This window comes from Treponema brennaborense DSM 12168 (assembly GCF_000212415.1).
Taxonomy (GTDB): Bacteria; Spirochaetota; Spirochaetia; order Treponematales; family Treponemataceae; genus Treponema_F; species Treponema_F brennaborense.
In genome coordinates this window covers 916,711-935,386 of the sequence record NC_015500.1, presented here as the reverse complement: position 1 = coordinate 935,386, position 18,676 = coordinate 916,711, and the positions used below count along the sequence as shown (strand labels likewise).

The 18,676-nt window shown below is 50.2% G+C and carries 17 protein-coding genes; 5 read left to right on the top strand and 12 right to left on the bottom strand.

What is annotated here, in order from left to right:
- Nucleotides 1-3: 3 nt before the first annotated feature.
- The 3 genes from ilvB to TREBR_RS03840 form a co-directional block, all read right to left on the bottom strand.
- Complete coding sequence (ilvB, locus tag TREBR_RS03850; RefSeq protein WP_013757914.1) at nucleotides 4-1,713, bottom strand: biosynthetic-type acetolactate synthase large subunit; 1,710 nt, start codon at nucleotides 1,711-1,713, stop codon at nucleotides 4-6.
- The gene (gene ilvD / locus TREBR_RS03845) at nucleotides 1,710-3,404 is read right to left on the bottom strand and encodes a dihydroxy-acid dehydratase (protein WP_013757913.1); all 1,695 of its coding nucleotides are present in this window, start codon (nucleotides 3,402-3,404) and stop codon (nucleotides 1,710-1,712) included. The genes ilvB and ilvD overlap by 4 nt, the downstream gene beginning before the upstream one ends.
- Nucleotides 3,405-3,470: 66 nt before the next feature.
- Nucleotides 3,471-4,844: a D-alanyl-D-alanine carboxypeptidase family protein gene (locus TREBR_RS03840; RefSeq protein ID WP_013757912.1), complete on the bottom strand. Its 1,374-nt coding sequence runs from the start codon at nucleotides 4,842-4,844 to the stop codon at nucleotides 3,471-3,473.
- A gap of 176 nt (nucleotides 4,845-5,020) precedes the next feature.
- Here TREBR_RS03840 and TREBR_RS03835 point away from each other — a divergent pair, with 176 nt between their 5' ends.
- Nucleotides 5,021-5,857, top strand: a complete 837-nt coding sequence (locus TREBR_RS03835) for a transporter substrate-binding domain-containing protein (RefSeq protein WP_013757911.1) — start codon at nucleotides 5,021-5,023, stop codon at nucleotides 5,855-5,857.
- 71 nt (nucleotides 5,858-5,928) lie between these two features.
- Here the strand turns inward: TREBR_RS03835 and rnhA are convergent, their stop codons facing one another.
- Complete coding sequence (gene rnhA / locus TREBR_RS14740) at nucleotides 5,929-7,530, bottom strand: ribonuclease HI (protein ID WP_013757910.1); 1,602 nt, start codon at nucleotides 7,528-7,530, stop codon at nucleotides 5,929-5,931.
- A gap of 118 nt (nucleotides 7,531-7,648) precedes the next feature.
- Between rnhA and groL the strand changes: the two genes are divergently transcribed.
- From groL to hisF, 3 genes are all read left to right on the top strand, one after another.
- On the top strand, nucleotides 7,649-9,289 hold the full coding sequence (groL, locus tag TREBR_RS03825) for a chaperonin GroEL (RefSeq protein WP_013757909.1): 1,641 nt from the start codon (nucleotides 7,649-7,651) through the stop codon (nucleotides 9,287-9,289).
- 730 nt (nucleotides 9,290-10,019) lie between these two features.
- Complete coding sequence (gene hisH / locus TREBR_RS03815; RefSeq protein WP_013757908.1) at nucleotides 10,020-10,667, top strand: imidazole glycerol phosphate synthase subunit HisH; 648 nt, start codon at nucleotides 10,020-10,022, stop codon at nucleotides 10,665-10,667.
- On the top strand, nucleotides 10,667-11,428 hold the full coding sequence (gene hisF / locus TREBR_RS03810; protein ID WP_013757907.1) for an imidazole glycerol phosphate synthase subunit HisF: 762 nt from the start codon (nucleotides 10,667-10,669) through the stop codon (nucleotides 11,426-11,428). The genes hisH and hisF overlap by 1 nt, the downstream gene beginning before the upstream one ends.
- Nucleotides 11,429-11,505: 77 nt before the next feature.
- On the opposite strand, the gene queD is transcribed toward hisF, so the two are convergent.
- Together queD and TREBR_RS03800 are read right to left on the bottom strand one after the other, a co-directional pair.
- Nucleotides 11,506-11,904: a 6-carboxytetrahydropterin synthase QueD gene (gene queD / locus TREBR_RS03805; RefSeq protein WP_013757906.1), complete on the bottom strand. Its 399-nt coding sequence runs from the start codon at nucleotides 11,902-11,904 to the stop codon at nucleotides 11,506-11,508.
- Nucleotides 11,905-11,973: 69 nt separating this feature from the next.
- A complete protein-coding gene (locus TREBR_RS03800; protein ID WP_013757905.1) occupies nucleotides 11,974-12,561 on the bottom strand; it encodes a hypothetical protein in 588 nt (195 codons plus the stop codon).
- A gap of 404 nt (nucleotides 12,562-12,965) precedes the next feature.
- Between TREBR_RS03800 and TREBR_RS13500 the strand changes: the two genes are divergently transcribed.
- Nucleotides 12,966-13,865, top strand: coding sequence for an Rpn family recombination-promoting nuclease/putative transposase (locus TREBR_RS13500; RefSeq protein WP_013757904.1), 900 nt, complete (start codon nucleotides 12,966-12,968; stop codon nucleotides 13,863-13,865).
- Between the two features lie 70 nt (nucleotides 13,866-13,935).
- Here the strand turns inward: TREBR_RS13500 and TREBR_RS13495 are convergent, their stop codons facing one another.
- From TREBR_RS13495 to TREBR_RS14025, 6 genes are all read right to left on the bottom strand, one after another.
- The gene (locus tag TREBR_RS13495) at nucleotides 13,936-14,664 is read right to left on the bottom strand and encodes a glycosyltransferase family 4 protein (RefSeq protein WP_052296148.1); all 729 of its coding nucleotides are present in this window, start codon (nucleotides 14,662-14,664) and stop codon (nucleotides 13,936-13,938) included.
- Nucleotides 14,639-15,130: a glycosyltransferase gene (locus tag TREBR_RS13490; protein ID WP_052296147.1), complete on the bottom strand. Its 492-nt coding sequence runs from the start codon at nucleotides 15,128-15,130 to the stop codon at nucleotides 14,639-14,641. The genes TREBR_RS13495 and TREBR_RS13490 overlap by 26 nt, the downstream gene beginning before the upstream one ends.
- A gap of 69 nt (nucleotides 15,131-15,199) precedes the next feature.
- On the bottom strand, nucleotides 15,200-15,940 hold the full coding sequence (locus TREBR_RS03785; RefSeq protein WP_215904834.1) for a glycosyltransferase: 741 nt from the start codon (nucleotides 15,938-15,940) through the stop codon (nucleotides 15,200-15,202).
- A gap of 11 nt (nucleotides 15,941-15,951) precedes the next feature.
- Nucleotides 15,952-16,713 (bottom strand): glycosyltransferase family 32 protein, encoded by a 762-nt coding sequence (locus TREBR_RS03780; RefSeq protein WP_013757902.1) that lies wholly within the window; start codon nucleotides 16,711-16,713, stop codon nucleotides 15,952-15,954.
- Complete coding sequence (locus TREBR_RS03775; RefSeq protein WP_013757901.1) at nucleotides 16,710-17,873, bottom strand: EpsG family protein; 1,164 nt, start codon at nucleotides 17,871-17,873, stop codon at nucleotides 16,710-16,712. The genes TREBR_RS03780 and TREBR_RS03775 overlap by 4 nt, the downstream gene beginning before the upstream one ends.
- A gap of 207 nt (nucleotides 17,874-18,080) precedes the next feature.
- On the bottom strand, nucleotides 18,081-18,323 hold the full coding sequence (locus TREBR_RS14025; protein WP_083816440.1) for an acyltransferase: 243 nt from the start codon (nucleotides 18,321-18,323) through the stop codon (nucleotides 18,081-18,083).
- Nucleotides 18,324-18,676: the final 353 nt, after the last annotated feature.

Sequence of the window (18,676 nt, the reverse complement as noted above, 5' to 3'; positions counted from 1 at the left end):
GTCCTATATATCCAGCAGCAGTTCGTCGATCGGCTTGCCGGCGGGAACCATCGGCAACACCATTTCGTCGATATTCATACCGCAGTCGATAACGGCAGGCTTACGGGCGGCGACGGCTCGGGCAAAAACGCCGGAAAACTCGGCTTCCGACATCGCGCGGTATCCGTCGATTCCGTACGCTTCGGCAAGTTTTACGAAATCGGGCGCAAAGTCGAGCGTCGTTTCGGAATACCGTTTGTCGTAAAACAGATTCTGCCACTGGCGCACCATTCCCAGCACGCCGTTGTTGACGACGATGATGATGATCGGCAACTTGTAATGCGCGACGGTCGCCAGTTCGTTGCAGTTCATGCGGAACGAGCCGTCTCCGGCGATATGCACGACGTGCCGCGAGGGATTCGCAATCTGAGCGCCGATCGCCGCCCCGGTTCCGTACCCCATCGTGCCCAGTCCGCCCGACGTCAAAAACGTACGCGGATTCGCGAACGGATAAAACTGTGCCGTCCACATCTGATGCTGACCGACTTCCGTCGTAATAATCGTATCGTCGCCGAGCAATTCGTGTATTTTTTCAAACACGAATTTGGGATGCAGTTTCGTTTTTTTGGAATACATCGCCGGTACGTGTTTTTTCCATTCTTCGACCTGATCGTTCCACGCCGAACGGGAACGCACGGCGACGAGCGGCAGCAGGCGCGCGAGAATGTCTTTTATGTTGCCGACGAGCGCCCCGCACGTGGGAATGTTTTTATTGATTTCCGCCGGATCGATGTCTATATGCAGAATTTTACTGTTTTTGGCAAATTTCGACGGATCGGAAATAACGCGGTCGGAAAACCGCGCGCCGATTGCGATAATCAGATCCGATTTGTTTGCACCGGTATTCGCGGCTTTCGTACCGTGCATGCCGATCATGCCGCAGCACAGCGGGTGCGCGGACGGAAACGCAGATTTGCCCATGAGCGAAACGGACACGGGAATGTTGGCACGTTCGGCGAACGCTTTGAGTTCCGCACACGCATCCGAAATGATCACGCCGCCGCCGATATACAGAAACGGGCGAACGGACGCGTTTATCAGCTGCACGGCCGATTCGATTTCGGCGTCGGAAGGAATATGTTCTTTCGTAACGCGGCGGATGCTCGCGCGGGCGAGCGCCGTTTCTTCTTCGGACACGATGCCGCATACCGGCGGTTCGTATTCGGCGACGGCTGCCGTAACGTCTTTGGGAATATCGATCAAAACGGGACCGGGACGGCCGCTCTGTGCGATGACGAACGCTTCGCGGATCGTGTCGGCCAGTTTCGCAACGTCGCGCACGATATAATTATGTTTGGTAATCGGCATCGTAATACCGGTAATGTCCACTTCCTGAAAGCTGTCTTTACCGAGCAGACTGCACGCCACGTTGCACGTAATCGCGATCAGCGGAACGGAATCCATGTACGCGGTGGCGATGCCGGTTACGAGATTCGTAGCGCCGGGACCGCTGGTGGCGAGCACCACGCCGGTTTTGCCGGTGGAACGGCTGTAGCCGTCGGCAGCGTGCGCCGCGCCCTGTTCGTGCGCCGTCAGGATATGACGGACGCGGTCTTTATGTTTGTACAATTCGTCGTAGATATTCAGAATGGCCCCGCCGGGGTACCCGAACACGACGTCGACGCCTTGTTCGGCGAGACATTCTATAACGATTCGCGCGCCGGTATATTTCATTGCAGGATGGCTCCTTTATCGGCCGACGATACGAGTTTTGCGTATCGGGCGAGATATCCGCCGGTTACTTTCGGCGCGGGGCAGACCCAGGCGGCGCGGCGCGCGGCGAGTTCCGCATCGGAAACGTCGAGCGTAATTTTGTACGCGTTGATGTCGAGCGTAACGGTATCCCCTTCGCGAACCAGCGCGATAGGTCCGCCGTCGGCGGCTTCGGGAGAACAATGGCCGAGCGACGCGCCGCGGGTTGCACCCGAAAAGCGGCCGTCCGTGATGAGCGCCACGTCGCGGTCGAGCCCCTGTCCGGCGAGAGCGGCGGTAACGGCGAGCATTTCGCGCATTCCGGGCCCGCCTTTGGGACCTTCGTAGCGGATGACGACGACGTCGCCTTTTTTTATTTTCTGCGCCTGGACGGCGGCGAAACAGTCTTCTTCGGAATCGAACACGCGGGCCGGTCCCGTGTGTTTCATCAGTTCCGGCGCGCACGCGGAACGCTTGACGACGGTACCGTCGGGTGCGAGATTACCGAACAAAATCGCGATACCGCCGGTGGGCGAATACGGATTTTCGATCGGCCGGAGCACGGCGGGATTCCGGTTTTTTACGCCGGCGATATTTTCGCCGACGGTTTTGCCGGTTACGGTCGGCAGATCGGTACGGATCAGGTTTTTCTTTGCCAGTTCGGCGAGCACCGCCTGAACGCCGCCGGCTTCGTTCAAGTCGCACATGAACGTGTGTCCTGCAGGCGCCAAGTGACACAAATTGGGCGTCCGTTCGGACACGGCGTTGATCAGACGCAGATCGATACTCGTACCGGCTTCGTGCGCGATCGCGGGCAAATGCAGCACGGTGTTGGAACTGCAACCGAGCGCCATGTCGGCGGCGAGCGCGTTTTCAAACGCAGCGGGCGTCATGATTCGGCGGGCGGTAATTCCCTTTGCAAACATATCCATAACGGCCATGCCCGCGTGTTTGGCGAGCGCGATGCGTTCGCCGGTTACCGCCGGAACCGTTCCGTTTCCCGGCAAAGCCAAACCGAGCACTTCGGTTACGCAGTTCATGCTGTTCGCGGTAAACATACCGGAACAGGCGCCGCAGCCGGGGCACGCGACGTGTTCCAGCTCCGTCAGCTGCGCTTCGGTGATTTTTCCGGCGCCGACGGCACCGACCGCTTCAAACATATCGGTCAAACTCAGGTGTCTGCCGCCGTACGGATTGCCTTCATAGCAGGAATCCGCGCCGGGCAGTTTACCGGGCATCATGGGTCCGCCGGAACAGAAAACCGTCGGCAGATCGAGGCGGCCGGCAGCCATCAGCATACCGGGCACGATTTTATCGCAGTTCGGCACCATAACGAGCGCGTCGAATTGGTGGGCTTTCGCCATGCATTCAATGGAATCGGCGATCAGTTCGCGGGTTACCAGTGAATAGCGCATTCCTTCGTGTCCCATCGCGATACCGTCGCAGACGCCGATCGCGGGGAATTCAATGGGAGTTCCGCCGGCCATGCGGATGCCGGCTTTAACGGCTTCGGCGATTTTATCGAGGTGAATATGGCCGGGAATAATTTCGTTTTTGGCACAGCAAACGCCGACGAGCGGGCGTTCCAGTTCTTCATCAGTATACCCCATCGCCCGGAATAACGACCGGTGCGGTGCGCGCGCGATACCTTTTTTTGCGTTGTCACTTTTCATGGCCAAATCCTCACTGAATTTCATACAGTATAATTTAACATATTCTACTTATTTGCACCGATACCGTCAAGAAGCCGGGTTCCGCAAAAACGGCTTGGCACACCGGTCGAGCAGGCGTTTCAATCCGTTGCCCTCGGCGATGTCGCGGTCGGCGACGAGCGGAATTTCCTGCAGCGTAACGCCGCCGAGCGAATACACGACCGAACCGTACCGAACGCCCGCTTCCACGGCTCCGCTCACGTACGGCGGCAGACGAACTTCATAGGTTACCAGCGACGCGGCTTGCGCCGGCGTTTTATCGGCAACAATCAAGGGAACCGTCAACGGTTTACCGCCGACGGGTATCAGCGTCACCGCGTTCGACGCAGCGCCCAAAACCGGTACGGTAACGGCTTCCAACGCGTCGGCCGGACGCGTGGCGAACCGTCCGAACGCCCACTCCATCATCGTCGTAGAATCTTTTACGCGGTATTCGTTTCCTTCAGCGCTGCCGCTGCCCGGACCGCGCATCATGACGGCAAGGAAACGGGTTCCGCCGCGCTCCGCCGTCAGCGACAGATTGTATCCCGATTCGTAAATGAACCCGGTTTTCAGTCCGTCGCAGCCGGGCAGCACGCCCAGCAGTTTATTGGTACTTTGCTGGACGATCGGCGGCTGACTGCCGGTTCCCGCGTGCCACGGCGCAAGATTTTTTTCCTGCGGGTACGCTATCGACCGAGCCGAATGGAATTTTTCAAGTGCTTCGGGATACCGATTCACGTACGTACGGGCGAAAGCAGCGAATTCACGCGGCGTGGTCAAATTCAGTTCGCTGTAACCGGACGGTTCCACGAATCGGGTATGTTCGAGACCGAGTTTTTCCATTTCGGCGTTCATCCGATCCACGAACGCGCCGACGGAACCCGAAACGTAGTCGGCCACGGCGACGGCCGCATCGTTTCCCGACGCAACGGCCAGTCCCAGCAGTAATTCTTCAAGCGTAACGGTCTGCCCCTGCCCCAAAAACATCAGGGAAGAATTAGGCGGCGCGTTCACCGCCCAGGATTCGGGCGGCAGCGGAACGACGTCGCTCAGTGAAATGCGGCCGGCCGCGATTTCCTGAAAGACGACGTACATGACGACCAGTTTGGTCATCGACGCCGGCGGAATGACGTCGTCCGCGTTTTTCTCGAACAGAATGCAGCCGTTCGCGGTATCGACGAGGATCGCCGCACCGCTGTAGACGTCCAGCTGCGCATCCGTTATCCGATACGGAAGCGGATTCAGAATGGTCTGAGGATAACGTTCCGCACACGCGGATGCGAACCGGTTCAGCTCGGAAGCGGTCAGCGGATCAGGTGCGGACGGATTTTTCAGTAAATGAACGTATATACCGAAACTCAAAACGAGCGCTGCCGCGACGGCAGCGGAGGCACATAAAATAATGCGGAATCGTTTCATGGATACCAATACTATACAAAAAAACGCAGTCTGTCTATTTACGGCAGCCGCCGGTACGGATACGTACGCAAATCGCGCAGCCGCCGTTCAGAAAGCCGTTTATAACACCTTGAGGAACAGTTTCATTATCGTTATAATTCGATTATCATTCATTTTTTTGGAGGAATATGGTGAACATGCTCAAAAAAACACTTACCGTTTTTGCAGCTTTTTTACTCGTTTTGCCCGTGATCGCACTCGGACAGAAAGACGCAGGCTCAAAACTGGATCAGATCAAGGCGAAAGGAAAAATCATCCTCGGAACGTCGGCCGATTATCCGCCGTATGAATTCCATCTGCTCAAAGACGGAAAAGATACGATCGTCGGATTCGACGTTGCGATCGCCGAGGAAATTGCGAAAGATCTCGGCGTAACGCTTGAAATCAAAGACATGAACTTCGACGGTCTTTTGGCGGCACTCGTTTCGGGAAACGTCGACTTCGTCATTTCCGGAATGACGCCGACTGAAGAGCGCAAGCAGAACGTGGATTTTTCGGACATTTACTATCAGGCCGTGCACGGTGCCGTGATCCGCGCCGCCGATACGGGCAAATACGGTTCCGATCCGGCGTCGCTGAAAAACGCAATGCTCGGCGCTCAGAAAGGTGCCATCCAAGTCGGCATTGCCAAAGAACAGATCAAAGGCGTTACCGGTGCGGCGCTTGACGACAATCATCCGCAGATCAAGGAATTGGGTACGCTGCCCGATCTTATCATGGAAGTGAAAAACGGTAAAGTCGAAGCGGTCGTCGCCGAATTGCCGGTTGCGAAAGCGTACGTCAAGGCGAATCCCGATCTGATACTTGCGGACTACACGTTTGAAGACAGCGAAGGCGGTTCCGCTATCGCCGTTAAGAAAGGCAATCAGGATTTGGTCAGCGCGATCAACAAAACGATCGCCCGCCTGACTGCGGAAGACAAAATCACCGAATTCGTCGGAACGGCAAGTCTCCTTGCCGATTCCCAGCAATAATCACTGTTTCTACTATAATATGGACATGTCCGGACCGGACGGATTTCACACCGTTCAGCCGGACATGTTTTTTATTTGCTGTACTTTTTTACTTCTTTCGTAGCCAATTCGTCGCACAATTCGTTGTACGTAACGCCCGCGTGGCCTTTTACCCAATTCCAGGAAACGGAAAGCCGGCCGTTAAGCGCATCGAGTAATTCCCACAAATCGCGATTTTTTACCGGCTGTTTTTCGGAATTACGCCAGCCGTTTTTCTTCCACGAACGGATCCATGACGTGATGCCGTTTTTAACGTACTGACTGTCGATATGCACGCGGATGGGACGCTGTTTCCAGGATTCGTTCTGATCGATCGCGGACAGTGCAGCGATCGCAGCGGACAGTTCCATGCGGTTGTTCGTCGTAACCGGTTCCCCGCCCGATGCAGTGTACTGCGTGCCGTCGGCCAATATGACGCAGCCCCAGCCGCCGGGGCCGGGATTTCCCGAACAGCCGCCGTCCGTATACACGATTATTTCTTCGGAACCGAATGCCAGTTCGGCTGCATCTCCCGTTTTTTCGGGCATCTGCGTTTCCTCCATAATGACGCGCCCCGTCTGCTCGCTCGGATATACGACGCCGAGTTTTGCCCGAAGCGCGTCGAGCGTTTTTATAACGGAGAGACTCTGCGCGTGCGTATGCAGGGGCGATTCGCGGATATCCGCGCCGGCGCTGCGTTCGGCAAGACAGCGGCAGAATTCCGCTATTTCATATTCATAGCCGTTGATTCGGAACGGAATCGAACGTTCTTCTGCGAGCGTACCGTCGGCGGCGTACCGCTGCGCTTCCCGGCACATCCAGAAAAAAGGCAGCACAACGCAGCCGTCGGAGCCGACGAAACGGGCGGTTTTCAGTTCATCAGCGCATTCGGTATCGATGGCACACGACAAATGCGCAATTACGCCGCCGCAGTCGGTTCCGGTTTTTTCGCCGAACGCGAGCGTCATACTGTCGAACGTGTCGACGCCGGTATCCGAAAGGCGGCCGGCGGCTTCAATCGAAACGGGAATCGGAACGCAGTCCGCATCCATTGCGGCGTTTACGGCACAGTACGCGGCGGTTACCGGATAGATTCCCACGTCGAGCAGCGCTCCGCCTGCCAGATTCAAGTCGTACAGCCGGTTCGAGCCATATCCCGATTCGGGATACGTCGGCTCGTTCGGCCGATCAATGCAGAAATCGGCGTATACGGCTTTCAGCCTGCCGATTTTGCCGGATCGGATCCATTCCATCGCCGTAATAAACACGGGATTACATTTCGTCCACATCGCTTCCATAAAAAAACCGCCGCTTTTATACGCGCAATCGTAAATGTCCTGCAGTTCACGGGCGTTTATAGCCGCAGGTTTTTCGCACAATACGGATTTGCCCGCTTTCAGCGCGGCGATAGAAAGCTCGGCATGATTGATATGCGGTGTCGCAACGTAGACGGCCTCTATTTCCGGATCCAGCAGCAGCTGCCGGTAATCGGTATAGTTTTTCTTAAAACCGTACGTGCGGGCAAAGTCTGCCCCCCGCTCGGCGCTGTGTGAAGCAACTGCCGTACATTCGGAATCCGGAGACTGACACAAAGCCTGCACGAAAGAGCGGGCTATTCGCCCCGCACCGATAATTCCCCACGTAATTTTTTTCACAAGATACCCCGCTGCACTTGCCGTTCGGCAAAAGATTTTGTATCTTTATAGGTAAAGATAATATATCGTAATGTATCATAAATCATACATTATGACTATCATAAGGAGATTTGGAAAAATGGCAAAACAACTGCTTTTTAACGAAGACGCCCGCAAAAAACTGCTTTCCGGCGTTGAACAGATTTCACAGGCGGTAAAGGTTACCCTCGGTCCCAAAGGTCGCAACGTTTTGTTGGATAAAAAATTCGGTGCGCCGACCGTAACGAAGGACGGAGTTTCCGTAGCGAAAGAAGTTGAGCTTGAAGATCCGTATGAAAACATGGGAGCCCAGCTGCTCAAAGAAGTCGCGACGAAGACGAACGACGTTGCCGGCGACGGAACGACGACGGCGACGGTACTCGCATATTCCATGATCCGCGAGGGACTCAAAGCCGTAGCCGCGGGCATGACGCCGATCGAACTGAAACGCGGAATGGACAAAGCCGTAAAGATCGCGGTGGAAGAAATCAAAAAGAACGCGAAAGAAATCAAGGGTTCCGATGAAGTTTCCCACGTTGCGTCGGTTTCCGCAAACAACGATGAAGAAATCGGTTCCATCCTTGCCGGTGCGATCGAAAAAGTCGGCAAAGACGGCGTTATCACCGTTGAAGAATCGAAAACGATGGACACGACGACCGATTTCGTCGAAGGTATGCAGTTCGACCGCGGTTACATTTCTTCTTATTTCGTAACCGACCGCGACCGCATGGAAACCGTGTTCAGCGACGCATACGTTCTGATCCACGATAAAAAGATTTCCAGCATGAAAGACCTGCTGCCGCTGCTTGAAAAAGTTGCGCAGACGGGAAAACCGCTCGTCATCATCTGCGAAGATATGGACGGCGAAGCGCTGGCAACGCTGATCGTCAACAGCATCCGCGGAACGCTCAAAACCTGCGCGGTAAAAGCGCCCGGATTCGGCGACCGCCGCAAGGCCATGCTGGAAGATATTGCGATTCTTACCGGCGGACAGGTTATCACCGAAGATCTCGGTCTCAAGCTTGAAACTGCCGACATTTCGCAGCTCGGTCAGGCAAAGAGCGTCAAAATCGACAAAGACAATACGACGATCGTCGACGGTGCGGGCAACGCGAAAGACATCAAAGACCGCGTAGCGCAGCTGAAAAAACAGATTGAAGAATCGACCAGCGACTACGATAAGGAAAAACTCAAGGAACGCCTTGCCAAGATTTCAGGCGGCGTCGCCGTGATCAACATCGGTGCGGTTACCGAAGTTGAAATGAAAGAAAAGAAACACCGCGTTGAGGACGCGCTGTCGGCTACGCGTGCCGCGCTTGAAGAAGGTATCGTCGCCGGAGGCGGTCTCGCCCTGATTCAGGCTGCCGAAAGTCTTGAAAAAATCGGTGCGACCGATTTGAGCGACGACGCGAAAGTCGGTTTCAAAATCGTAAAACGCGCGCTTGAAGAACCGATCCGCCAGATTGCCGAAAACGCCGGTCTCGACGGAGCCGTTATTGCCGACCGTGCAAAGCACGAAAAGAAAGGCATCGGTTTCGACGCGGCTAAGATGGAATGGAAAGACATGGTTACCGCCGGTATCATCGACCCGGCTAAAGTTACCCGTTCGGCGCTGCAGAACGCGGCTTCGGTTGCAAGCTTGCTGCTGACGACCGAATGCGCCATCACGGATCTGCCCGAGAAAAATCCGCCTGCAGCCCCTGCCGGCGGCGGTATGGGCGACATGGGCGGCATGTACTAATCGCGACTCCGACACTTTTGTAAGACAAAAGTGTCGGCGATGCTTACGTTAGGAAAACATTGTTTTCCGGCGAATGCACTGCAACGAACAGCCTCGAATCGCTCGATTCGGGGCTGTTTTTTTATTCGGCCGCGCACCGGCGACTAAACGGCAGGCACTGCACGGAACGCGCACGGGTAATGATTACGTTTTTTTCCGCGGCCGATTTCAACACGTTCGATCTTCTGATTGTTTTTCCGTCGATTGCGGTTACTTCCGTTTCCGGAAGTAAGTCACTGAATATTCCTTTTGCGTATTCACAGAAAACTTTTCCAGCTGCTTGTCATCGATTCTTGCAAGCACGCGCAGGATTGTATCCGCACGATAGGATTTGAGGGTCACGACCGTAACGTTTGAGAGTCACGACCGTAAGGTTTGAGCGTCAAAACAATAAGGTTTGAGCGTCAAAACAATAAGGTTTGAGCGTCAAAACAATAAGGTTTGAGCGTCAAAACAGTAAGGTTTGAACGTCAAAACAGTAGGATTTGAACGTCAAAACAGTACGTCAATACAGCTTTCCGGCACAAAGTAATGCGCCTGTCCTTTATTCTCGATTTTACTCGCTTGATTACCTGGTACGTGGCAAAAACACTTTTAATCCGGTTTTGTCGAGAGGGTTTATAATGCGGTTGGCCTGGAAACGCATCCGCTTCCCCTTGACGCACCCCCGCTCCCCCTGTATCATAAACGAATGATAGGAATCATCGATTACAACGCAGGTAATATCCGAAGCGTGGAGCACGCGCTTGCCGCACTGAACTGCGAATACGTTATTTCAAAAAATCCGGCGGAACTCGAACGGGCCGATAAATTGATTTTTCCCGGCGTGGGCGACGCACGGTACGCAATGGAACAGCTGAAACAGACCGGATTCGATTCGTTTCTGAAAGACAAGACGGCGGCAGGGATTCCGATTTTGGGTATCTGTCTGGGATCGCAAATCATTTTCGACTATTCGGAAGAAGGCGACACCGAATGCCTCGGACTCGTACCGGGACGTATCCGCCATTTTTCTTCTATAAATAAACGATTTCCGTTCAAAGTTCCGCACATGGGCTGGAACGACATATATTATACGGAAACGGAAAAGAGCGCTCCCTGCCGATTATTTACCGAAGTACCCGAACACACGGCGTTTTACTTCGTACACTCGTACGTCATTCAGCCTGAAGACACACGGATCGTTACGGCTGCCGCCGATTACGGAATTTCCGTACCTGCGGCAATCCGATCGGGCAACGTGTACGCGCTCCAATTTCATCCGGAAAAATCTGGAGAACCGGGATTGCGGATTTTAAAAAATTTTGCGGAACGAATTCCGCCGGCGGGAGGCTGCTGATGCTGAAAAAACGGATCGTCGTCTGCCTCGACGTAAAAGACGGGCGGACGACAAAAGGCGTTAAATTTAAAGACAATATCGACATCGGTGATCCGGTGGAAATGGCGGCGGACTACTATCGTCAAGGCGTTGACGAATTGGTTTTTTACGATATCATGGCGTCCGCACGCGGCCGAGGTCCGATTCTGGATCTCATCGCACGAGTCGCCGCCCAGGTGTTCATTCCGTTCTGCGTCGGCGGCGGAATCGGCACGCTCGACGATATACGCTCGACGATTCTGGCCGGGGCCGAAAAAATCAGCCTGAACTCTCAGGCTGTCAAAAATCCCGACCTGATACGGCAAGGCGCGCGCGTGTTCGGCAATCAGTGCATCGTTTTGGGAATGGACGCAGCGAAAGACGACGCGATGCCGTCCGGCTACCGTGTTTTCATAAACGGCGGACGGGTCGCAACGGAACTCGACGCCAAAGCGTGGGCGTTGCGTGCGGTTGAACTCGGTGCGGGAGAAATCGTACTCAATTCGATAGACGCGGACGGCACGAAAGCCGGATATGAAATCAATCTGACGCGCATGATAAGCGAAGCCGTTCCGGTTCCGGTCATTGCGTCCGGCGGAGGCGGCGCGCCGCAGCATTTGGCGGACGTACTGACGGAAGGCAAAGCGGACGCGGCGCTCATCGCGTCGATAGTACACTCGGGCGCATACACCGTTCAAAGCATAAAATCGGCGCTCAGCCGAGCGGGAATTCCCGTTCGCTAAAAAACCGGCGCATCGGCACGTTTGCCGGAACTGGATAGCTTCTTACAACCGACGGCGACGGCGTCCGGTAAGTCGGATCACGGTTCGCAATACCGCGCGCGGCTGGTATCCGTTTCAAACACGTCGACAGCGTACAGCGCGGTGCCGCTTTGCATGCCGGCGTTTCCGGCAAGCTGAGACTGAATCCGGCGGAATATCCACTGCGCAATGTGTTCCGCGCTCGGATTCTGATCGAACACATCGACGCCGTCACACTGCATATCGTTCAGATTCGTATGATCCAACTCCGCACAGACGGAGCGCACGACGCGTTTCAATTCGGAAAAATCGAGCAGCATTCCGCCTTCGTCGAGTCGGCTGCCGCGTACGTGTGCGAACACTTTATAGTTATGCCCGTGCAAACGCTCGCATTTGCCGTGATACTCTTTTAAAAAATGAGCCGCGGCAAAATCCGCTTCTATTCTGACTTCGTACATGATAGCAGTATAGCAAAAACGGACGCCCGGCTCAATATGGGAGAAAAATCGGGAAATTCAGATACTAATTCAGGCAATATCGAAAGCACTCGGCCGAATCACAACGGAAACTTGCCTAAAAAAACATAAATCACAGATAAGATCTTTGGGCAGACTGCGGTAACAGCGCCATTCGGTACCGATACCGTTCGGTACGCCAGGTAAATCGTTTTTTTCTCGTGGAACGGCGTCCGCGTATCCGTCGTCCAGCAGAAAAGCCAGAAAATCAGTCGTTTGCCGCAGTCTCTGAACGATGCGGATACATTCCGCACTGAAAATCTCTTTCGCGCTCCACTCGGACTGATTACCGGATTGCCGCACAATCAGCTGCGCATGATTCGATGCAGGATAATGAACGGTAAACGGAGAATCCGGCGCGGCAGCGCCTGCGACAGCATTCAGATACAGCTTTGCAATTTTTTCTTCGGTAAGAGGCGTGTAAGATGTGTGATTATGAGGTACGGAACGGCCTGCTTTGCAAAGCGCGGAATCATGCGGAACCGCGCCGGGCACGGGAACCGCGGAGACGGCAGCACGGGATAACGCAGTGCTCTGATTCCTGCGGAATTCGGGCAGAATGGCAAGAATTGCCTGTTCAAAAGGTGAAAGATTTTCCATAATTTCCTAAATTTCCATAATTTCCTAAAAGATGCCTCTTCCGGCGGCGACTGTCTGCTGCGGTTCGGAACGGGTGCCGGAACCGTAACGTACGTCATGTGATGCATGTCTTATGGAACAGTTTTCAATCGAAAACTTCCGTTATTTTTTCCTGAAAAATCAGCCGATGCAGCCAATCCGAGGCAAATTCGCTTCATTTTCTCCCATAATATATATGCCGAGTGAGCGGTACGGCAGCGCATTGTATACGGCGCGCCGTATATGCTGAAGCGCAGTCCGCACCACCAGCAACCGGCGCCGCCGACTTTGGCCAACACGGCCGGTTGCCACAGCTCGCGGATTATTCGCTGAGCCGAGCCGATTATCGTAAATTCCGCTCGGAGCGGCTTTATACAGGAGAGACCATGAACGCAGATTTTCCCCGCTGGGAAGACGTTACCATCACGAACGACTTCTTCTTCGCCTATTCGATGCTTCACGACACCGAACTGTGCCGTCTCCTTCTGCGCACCCTGCTCAAGCTGGACGCAAAAGAAATCACCTACGTCAACACGCAGGAAACCCTCGCCGCCGCCCCCGGCTCCAAAAGCGTCCGCCTCGACGTGCTGCTCGAAACCACCGGTGAAATCGTCAACGTCGAGATGCAGACGACCTCCGAGCCGAACCTGTTCAAGCGGATCCGCTATTATCAAAGCTCCATCGACATCGGCACCGCACAGCGCGGCGTTGATTACGACGACCTGAAAAAGCTGTACGTCCTGTTCATCTGCACGAAGGATCCGTTCGGCGAAGGGCTGCCGCGCTACACGCTCAGAACCGTCTGCGACGAGCACACTGCGCTCGACGTTCGGGACGAACGATTTGCCGTCGTCTATAATGCCTCAGCGTATGAAAACGAGCTTGATTCGGAAACGGCGGCCATGTTACACTATATAGCGGAAGGCGGAACGGACACGGAGACGGCGAAGAGCTTTGCCGAACGGGTGTTCAAGCTGAAAACCGACGGTGCCGCCAAGGGGGCGTTCATGAAGTACGAGATAGAAATCAAACGCATCCGTAAGGAAGGCTTTGCCGAGGGCGAATCCCTCGGTTTTGCAGCGGGCGAATCGAGCGGTATTGCTAAGGGCGAAACACGGGGCATGGAAAAAGGCAGAATCAGCGGTATCGCGGAAGGTAAATCCGAAGAAAAATACGCTACGGCCGGCAACCTTTTGTCTATGGGAGTGCTTACGCCGGAGCAGATTGCCGCCGCAACGGAATTACCGTTGGAAACCGTGCAGGAACTTGCTTGCCGGGAAAGGTAGCCGCAGCTTTTACGAACTCTGCGTCCGTTTTCTAAACCCAGTGGCAAGGTTAATCCATTTATTCATGCAGTCAGAGAGCATTCTGCATTATTTTACGGTATAGATTCGCCATACGGGACACAGCCGTATCCACGGAAAATAATTTCGCCCGTTCTACGTTACGCAGCCCCATTTCTGTGCGCAGAACTGGATTTTTGTACAATGTGTACACAGCTTTCACAAAGCCGCTGCAATCACTAGGCTCAAACAAAAAGCCGTTCACGCAGTCTTCTACAACGTCCACGTGTCCGCGGATTTTTGAAGCAACGACCGGAAGCCCGGTTGCAATGGATTCAATCATAGAAAGCGGCAGCCCTTCCTGATGGCTCGGCATAACAAGCACATCGCTTGCCCGGCAATAATCCGCCACGCGCTTCGTGTAGCCGGTAAACGTTACGTAATCCATTCCGTGTTCAGAAGCAAGCTGCCGGTACTGCTCTAAAAGTTCACCCTTGCCGCACAGAACGGTTTTAAGCTCCGGGATTTTTAACTTTAATTCCGGAAGAATATCAAAAAGCAGCCGGTGATTCTTGCGCGGAATAAACTCCGCCGTATAAATTAAGATAAAATCTTCAGGAGAAAAGCCAAGTTCCTTGCGCAGCGTAGTTTTTTCTTCCGGCGACCGCACCGGGCGGAAGCGTTCAAGGTTCACGCCGACTCCGTCAATTTTGTAGATCTTCGCCCTTGCCGTGGTATTCACGGTACTTGCTATATTCCCGGTATTTCCACCGTTTTCAGAATGACTCTTTTGCTTTTTCATAATCTTCCTCGTTTATGGTTACAATTACGTCCGTGCAGCGCGCAAGGTATTTTTCCATCGGGTAATACAAAAGCCAGTTTATAAGCGGCGCGCCCTTATAAAAGTGGAAGCCGTGCGCAGTGTAAATCACCTTGATTTTGTGTTCTTTCCATAACTTTTTTGCCGCAAGCCGGCCGATGACGCCGCCCATCGGCGTGTGGCAGTGCAGGATGTCATACCGGTTCTCGGCAAGGAGCTTTTTCAGCTGGCGGTACGCCTTTAAGTTCGCAGGCGAGAAGGGCGAACGCGCGATTGCGATTGTATACTGATTGTCACAATCGGCGACCGACTCCTCACCGGAAGAAACATAGTCAACCTGCCAGCCCTGCTCGCGGAACCAGCGCATATACGGCAAGTTGAACTTGGAAAAGTTTGCGGTGTTGGATAGGAACAGAACTTTGTGTTTACATTCGTTTTGCCCGGACATACAGACGCTCCTTTTTATGCGTAAAGTCATTCATAACTGCGAAGGGATTGAAGACTAAGAAAACACGGTTCATTTCTGAAATCTCCGTCTTCTAAAAATCCGGAATGTCAGTTGAATCAAGATGACGAGTCTGAAACGGATTCTGAATAAGAAGTTATTTTTTGATTTCCCCGTTGAAGACGAAACATTGGAATCAAAGCGTCTGTAATTAAGTAGCGGCTCCGATATAAATAAAAAAGAATAATCTTGGGAACTGACAAGCCCGATCCAATAATCATGTGCTAAAAGTTTTTCGGGAAACGGCAGAGAAGCACGGAGAACCTCTTTATTGAAAGCCATACAGCATCCGATAAATTTTGACTTTATAATATTCAACAGCGTAAAATTACTGATAGGATTCGTCTGATAAAAAGCTTTTTTCAGTATGTTTCCATCATCGTCAATGATATTGAAGTTCGACATTACCAAATCCGCTGTTCTCAATGCGGAAACCATTCTGTCTTTTTTCTGCGGAAGCCATATATCGTCCTGATCGGATAAAAAAATATAATCGCCGTTTGCATGAATCAGGGCATTCTCAAAATTTGACGTTGTATAGTAGAAATTCCTGCAGTATTTGATTTCGGAAAATGAGGGATTTTGTTTATGGTGAAAAAGTTTTATTCTGTCGTCTTTATACGACCCGATTATCTCAAGCGTTCCGTCCGTGCTCCCGTCATCGCTGATAATCAGCTCGTCATCTGCGCTAAGTTGAGCCAGGATCGAATTCAGCTGTTCTTTTATAAATCGCACACCGTTGTAGGTCGCCATGCAAACTGAAATCATATTTCTTCTCCGTTGAAAGTTTTCGGTAGAGGACGGATGAGTCTGAAAAGTTTGTCATGGAGACGTTTCCCCATCAAGTGAATACAACTATTATGTAAAACGAGTGTCCACTTTCGTTTTTTGTTCGGTCCCCATGCACTTGCAAAATGATGAATACATACCGTTTTATCTTCTACCTTAATTTTTCCCGTAAAATAATTTTTGGGAGAAAAATAAAAATATGGATAAATCGTCAATCCTTCAAACTCTCGTATCTTCCCTGTATCGACGATTTTTTGATTATATTTTTTTTCAAGAACACGTTTTACAAGTCGGGGTACAACGTCTTTTTTCATTTCACCATTCTCAGCAAAGAAAGATTTTCCGTCATACCAGTCAAGGCACGTCTTTACCCAGTCAGTACCCTCTTCAGCCCCCACAACGGCGGCTTCAGGAATATTCAGGTATTCAAAACCGATGAAACTTTTTACATTCAAAAAAAAGTCAAAATTTTTCACTACTTCAACATCCGAATCGAGATAAATGCCGCCGTAATTATATAAAGACCAAAAGCGTATATAATCGGCAGCAAACGCATATTTCTTTGAATCAAAAGCCTGTTTAACCCATGAAACAGAACCTACGTCAAAATTCTCTTTAGTCCATATTTTTATTTCATAGTTCGGAAGTTTTTCATACACTGAATTAATACATTTCTTTATATTTTCCGGATATTCGTCTCCGCTCAGCCAACATAAATGTATTATTTTAGGAATCACTTGTTTTTCTCCGATATCTTTATAAGTTGTAAACGCTGAGAATAATTCGGTTCTTCATAAAGAATATTTGTATATGAATAATTAGGTTCATCACATTGCACCATCATTTTTAATATTCCGTATAAAAAGAGAATTACCAAAAATATATTTTTCTTATCTTTATGCAAAAGTCGATAAATATTCGGTAATATCACCCAATATCCGGCAACAAAAAGTATTGTTATCCGCTGTATTAGTATTCCAACTTCTGCCAAATACAAGTATGAAAATAAAAACAAATAAAGCAAATTAACAAATACGGAAAGATTTTTATTATCTTTAAGCAATTTATTCTGAAAGTGAAACACAACAAAAAAGCTCAACATACGTTCTATAAACCCAACACCTATTGAATATGAAGTGAATTCATCTGCCAATAAACCATAAGCCGTTATAAGAGAACCAAATCTTGATCCGCTAAGAAACGGAGCTATAGAAACAAGAAGTATCGAAATAAGTTTTATTTTTGCAAAAAAGAATATATTTCCTATCAGAAATAAAATTAAAATTAGTTTTCGATTAAAAGTACGATTCAGCAGAAAATATAACGGAATATAAATAAAACCGCTTACATGAAATAATCCGCCGATACAATTCAAAACCACATACTTACAAAATTTTTTATTCAGTAAATATGGGACAGAAAGTAGAAATAGCATTATTGCCTTTGAATTTCTGAGAAGATTTACCTCAATGACAAATCCCTGAAAAACAAAAAATACCGCATAAGCCAAAGGAAGATATTTTCTTTGCACATAGCATTTTAATACTTTATGGATTATCAGCAGATCTATAAAAAAAGATACAAACTGAAAAAAGAAATAGTTTTGGCAAAAAGATTTTAAAATAACGGAATATAATAAAAATCCCTTTTCCCAAGGATAATTGTTAATAAAATCCGAAACATTATTATCAAACAGAGTCGGAACTTCATCATAATACGGATAATAACTGACCCAATCAGTTACTATAAAACCTCTGAAACCTAAAAAAATCAGCAGAAAGAAAATAATACTTATAGAAGGGAGCCACTTTTTTGATACAGTTCCGCACTCGTTCGGAATAAATTCACAAAAAAGTATAAAACAAAATGCAAAACAATAGGGTAATGTATATAACATTTTTATCCTTGAAGAAAATACTGCTATGGCTGGAAAAACGCTGTTTATAGGTTCTCTCTATCTATAATAGATTCAATAAGTTCAATTCAAGCGGGCATGTCAGAAAAAGTGTGTAAACGATAAAATTTAACAGGGGAATCTATCCTCGTAAATAAGCACTTTTATTTGTTGTTTTTTACAATCATTATTAATGCGCTTTTTTTCTTATTACATATCCCAACTTATATTTTCTTTAAGAATCTTCGCTGGAACTCCGCCGTAAATGCAGTTCTTCTGTTCAAAGTTTTTATTTACGACACTTCCTGCAGCAATAACAGAACCTGCTGGAATTCGGCATCCTTTAAGAATACTTACTCTACAGCCAATCCATGTATTTTCACCAATAATGATAGGAGTGTTTTGATTTATTTCTTTATTTGCAGAATAAATTTTATAAAAATCCGTATCCATAAAAATACAGTCCCATGAAACCAAAGTATTTGAACCTAAATTTATTTCTTGAGCACAACAAATTGTAGTGTTACCATTTATACAAATATTGTTACCAACTGAAAGCACTCCATGGATAGAGAGTCTTGTACCGTTTCCTCAAAAAGAACGTCCGGTAAAAATAACTTTTCCGGGTTTTACAATTTCTATTATTAAGCGTTCATATCTTGGATCTAGATTTCCGACATTATTAAAACCAAATTGAATCATTCCTGTATGAATATGTTTGTCATGCACCCCCTATCCCATAAATCGAGACAATTTTTATATTCCGTGAAAAAAGAATCTGCAGACAGATAGCTTTATTAATCGAA

Bases quoted from the DNA above. Each gene is read 5' to 3' on its own strand.
- queD (WP_013757906.1), bottom strand. From the start codon at position 11,904: ATGTACGAAGTCAGAATAGAAGCGGATTTTGCCGCGGCTCATTTTTTA.
- TREBR_RS03800 (WP_013757905.1), bottom strand. From the start codon at position 12,561: ATGGAAAATCTTTCACCTTTTGAACAGGCAATTCTTGCCATTCTGCCC.
- ilvD (WP_013757913.1), bottom strand. From the start codon at position 3,404: ATGAAAAGTGACAACGCAAAAAAAGGTATCGCGCGCGCACCGCACCGG.
- TREBR_RS14025 (WP_083816440.1), bottom strand. From the start codon at position 18,323: ATGGATACGGATTTTTATAAAATTTATTCTGCAAATAAAGAAATAAAT.
- hisF (WP_013757907.1), top strand. From the start codon at position 10,667: ATGCTGAAAAAACGGATCGTCGTCTGCCTCGACGTAAAAGACGGGCGG.
- TREBR_RS03835 (WP_013757911.1), top strand. From the start codon at position 5,021: ATGCTCAAAAAAACACTTACCGTTTTTGCAGCTTTTTTACTCGTTTTG.
- TREBR_RS03785 (WP_215904834.1), bottom strand. From the start codon at position 15,940: ATGGCGACCTACAACGGTGTGCGATTTATAAAAGAACAGCTGAATTCG.
- TREBR_RS13495 (WP_052296148.1), bottom strand. From the start codon at position 14,664: ATGAAAAAGCAAAAGAGTCATTCTGAAAACGGTGGAAATACCGGGAAT.
- TREBR_RS03775 (WP_013757901.1), bottom strand. From the start codon at position 17,873: ATGTTATATACATTACCCTATTGTTTTGCATTTTGTTTTATACTTTTT.
- TREBR_RS13490 (WP_052296147.1), bottom strand. From the start codon at position 15,130: ATGTCCGGGCAAAACGAATGTAAACACAAAGTTCTGTTCCTATCCAAC.
- hisH (WP_013757908.1), top strand. From the start codon at position 10,020: ATGATAGGAATCATCGATTACAACGCAGGTAATATCCGAAGCGTGGAG.
- TREBR_RS13500 (WP_013757904.1), top strand. From the start codon at position 12,966: ATGAACGCAGATTTTCCCCGCTGGGAAGACGTTACCATCACGAACGAC.
- TREBR_RS03840 (WP_013757912.1), bottom strand. From the start codon at position 4,844: ATGAAACGATTCCGCATTATTTTATGTGCCTCCGCTGCCGTCGCGGCA.
- groL (WP_013757909.1), top strand. From the start codon at position 7,649: ATGGCAAAACAACTGCTTTTTAACGAAGACGCCCGCAAAAAACTGCTT.
- ilvB (WP_013757914.1), bottom strand. From the start codon at position 1,713: ATGAAATATACCGGCGCGCGAATCGTTATAGAATGTCTCGCCGAACAA.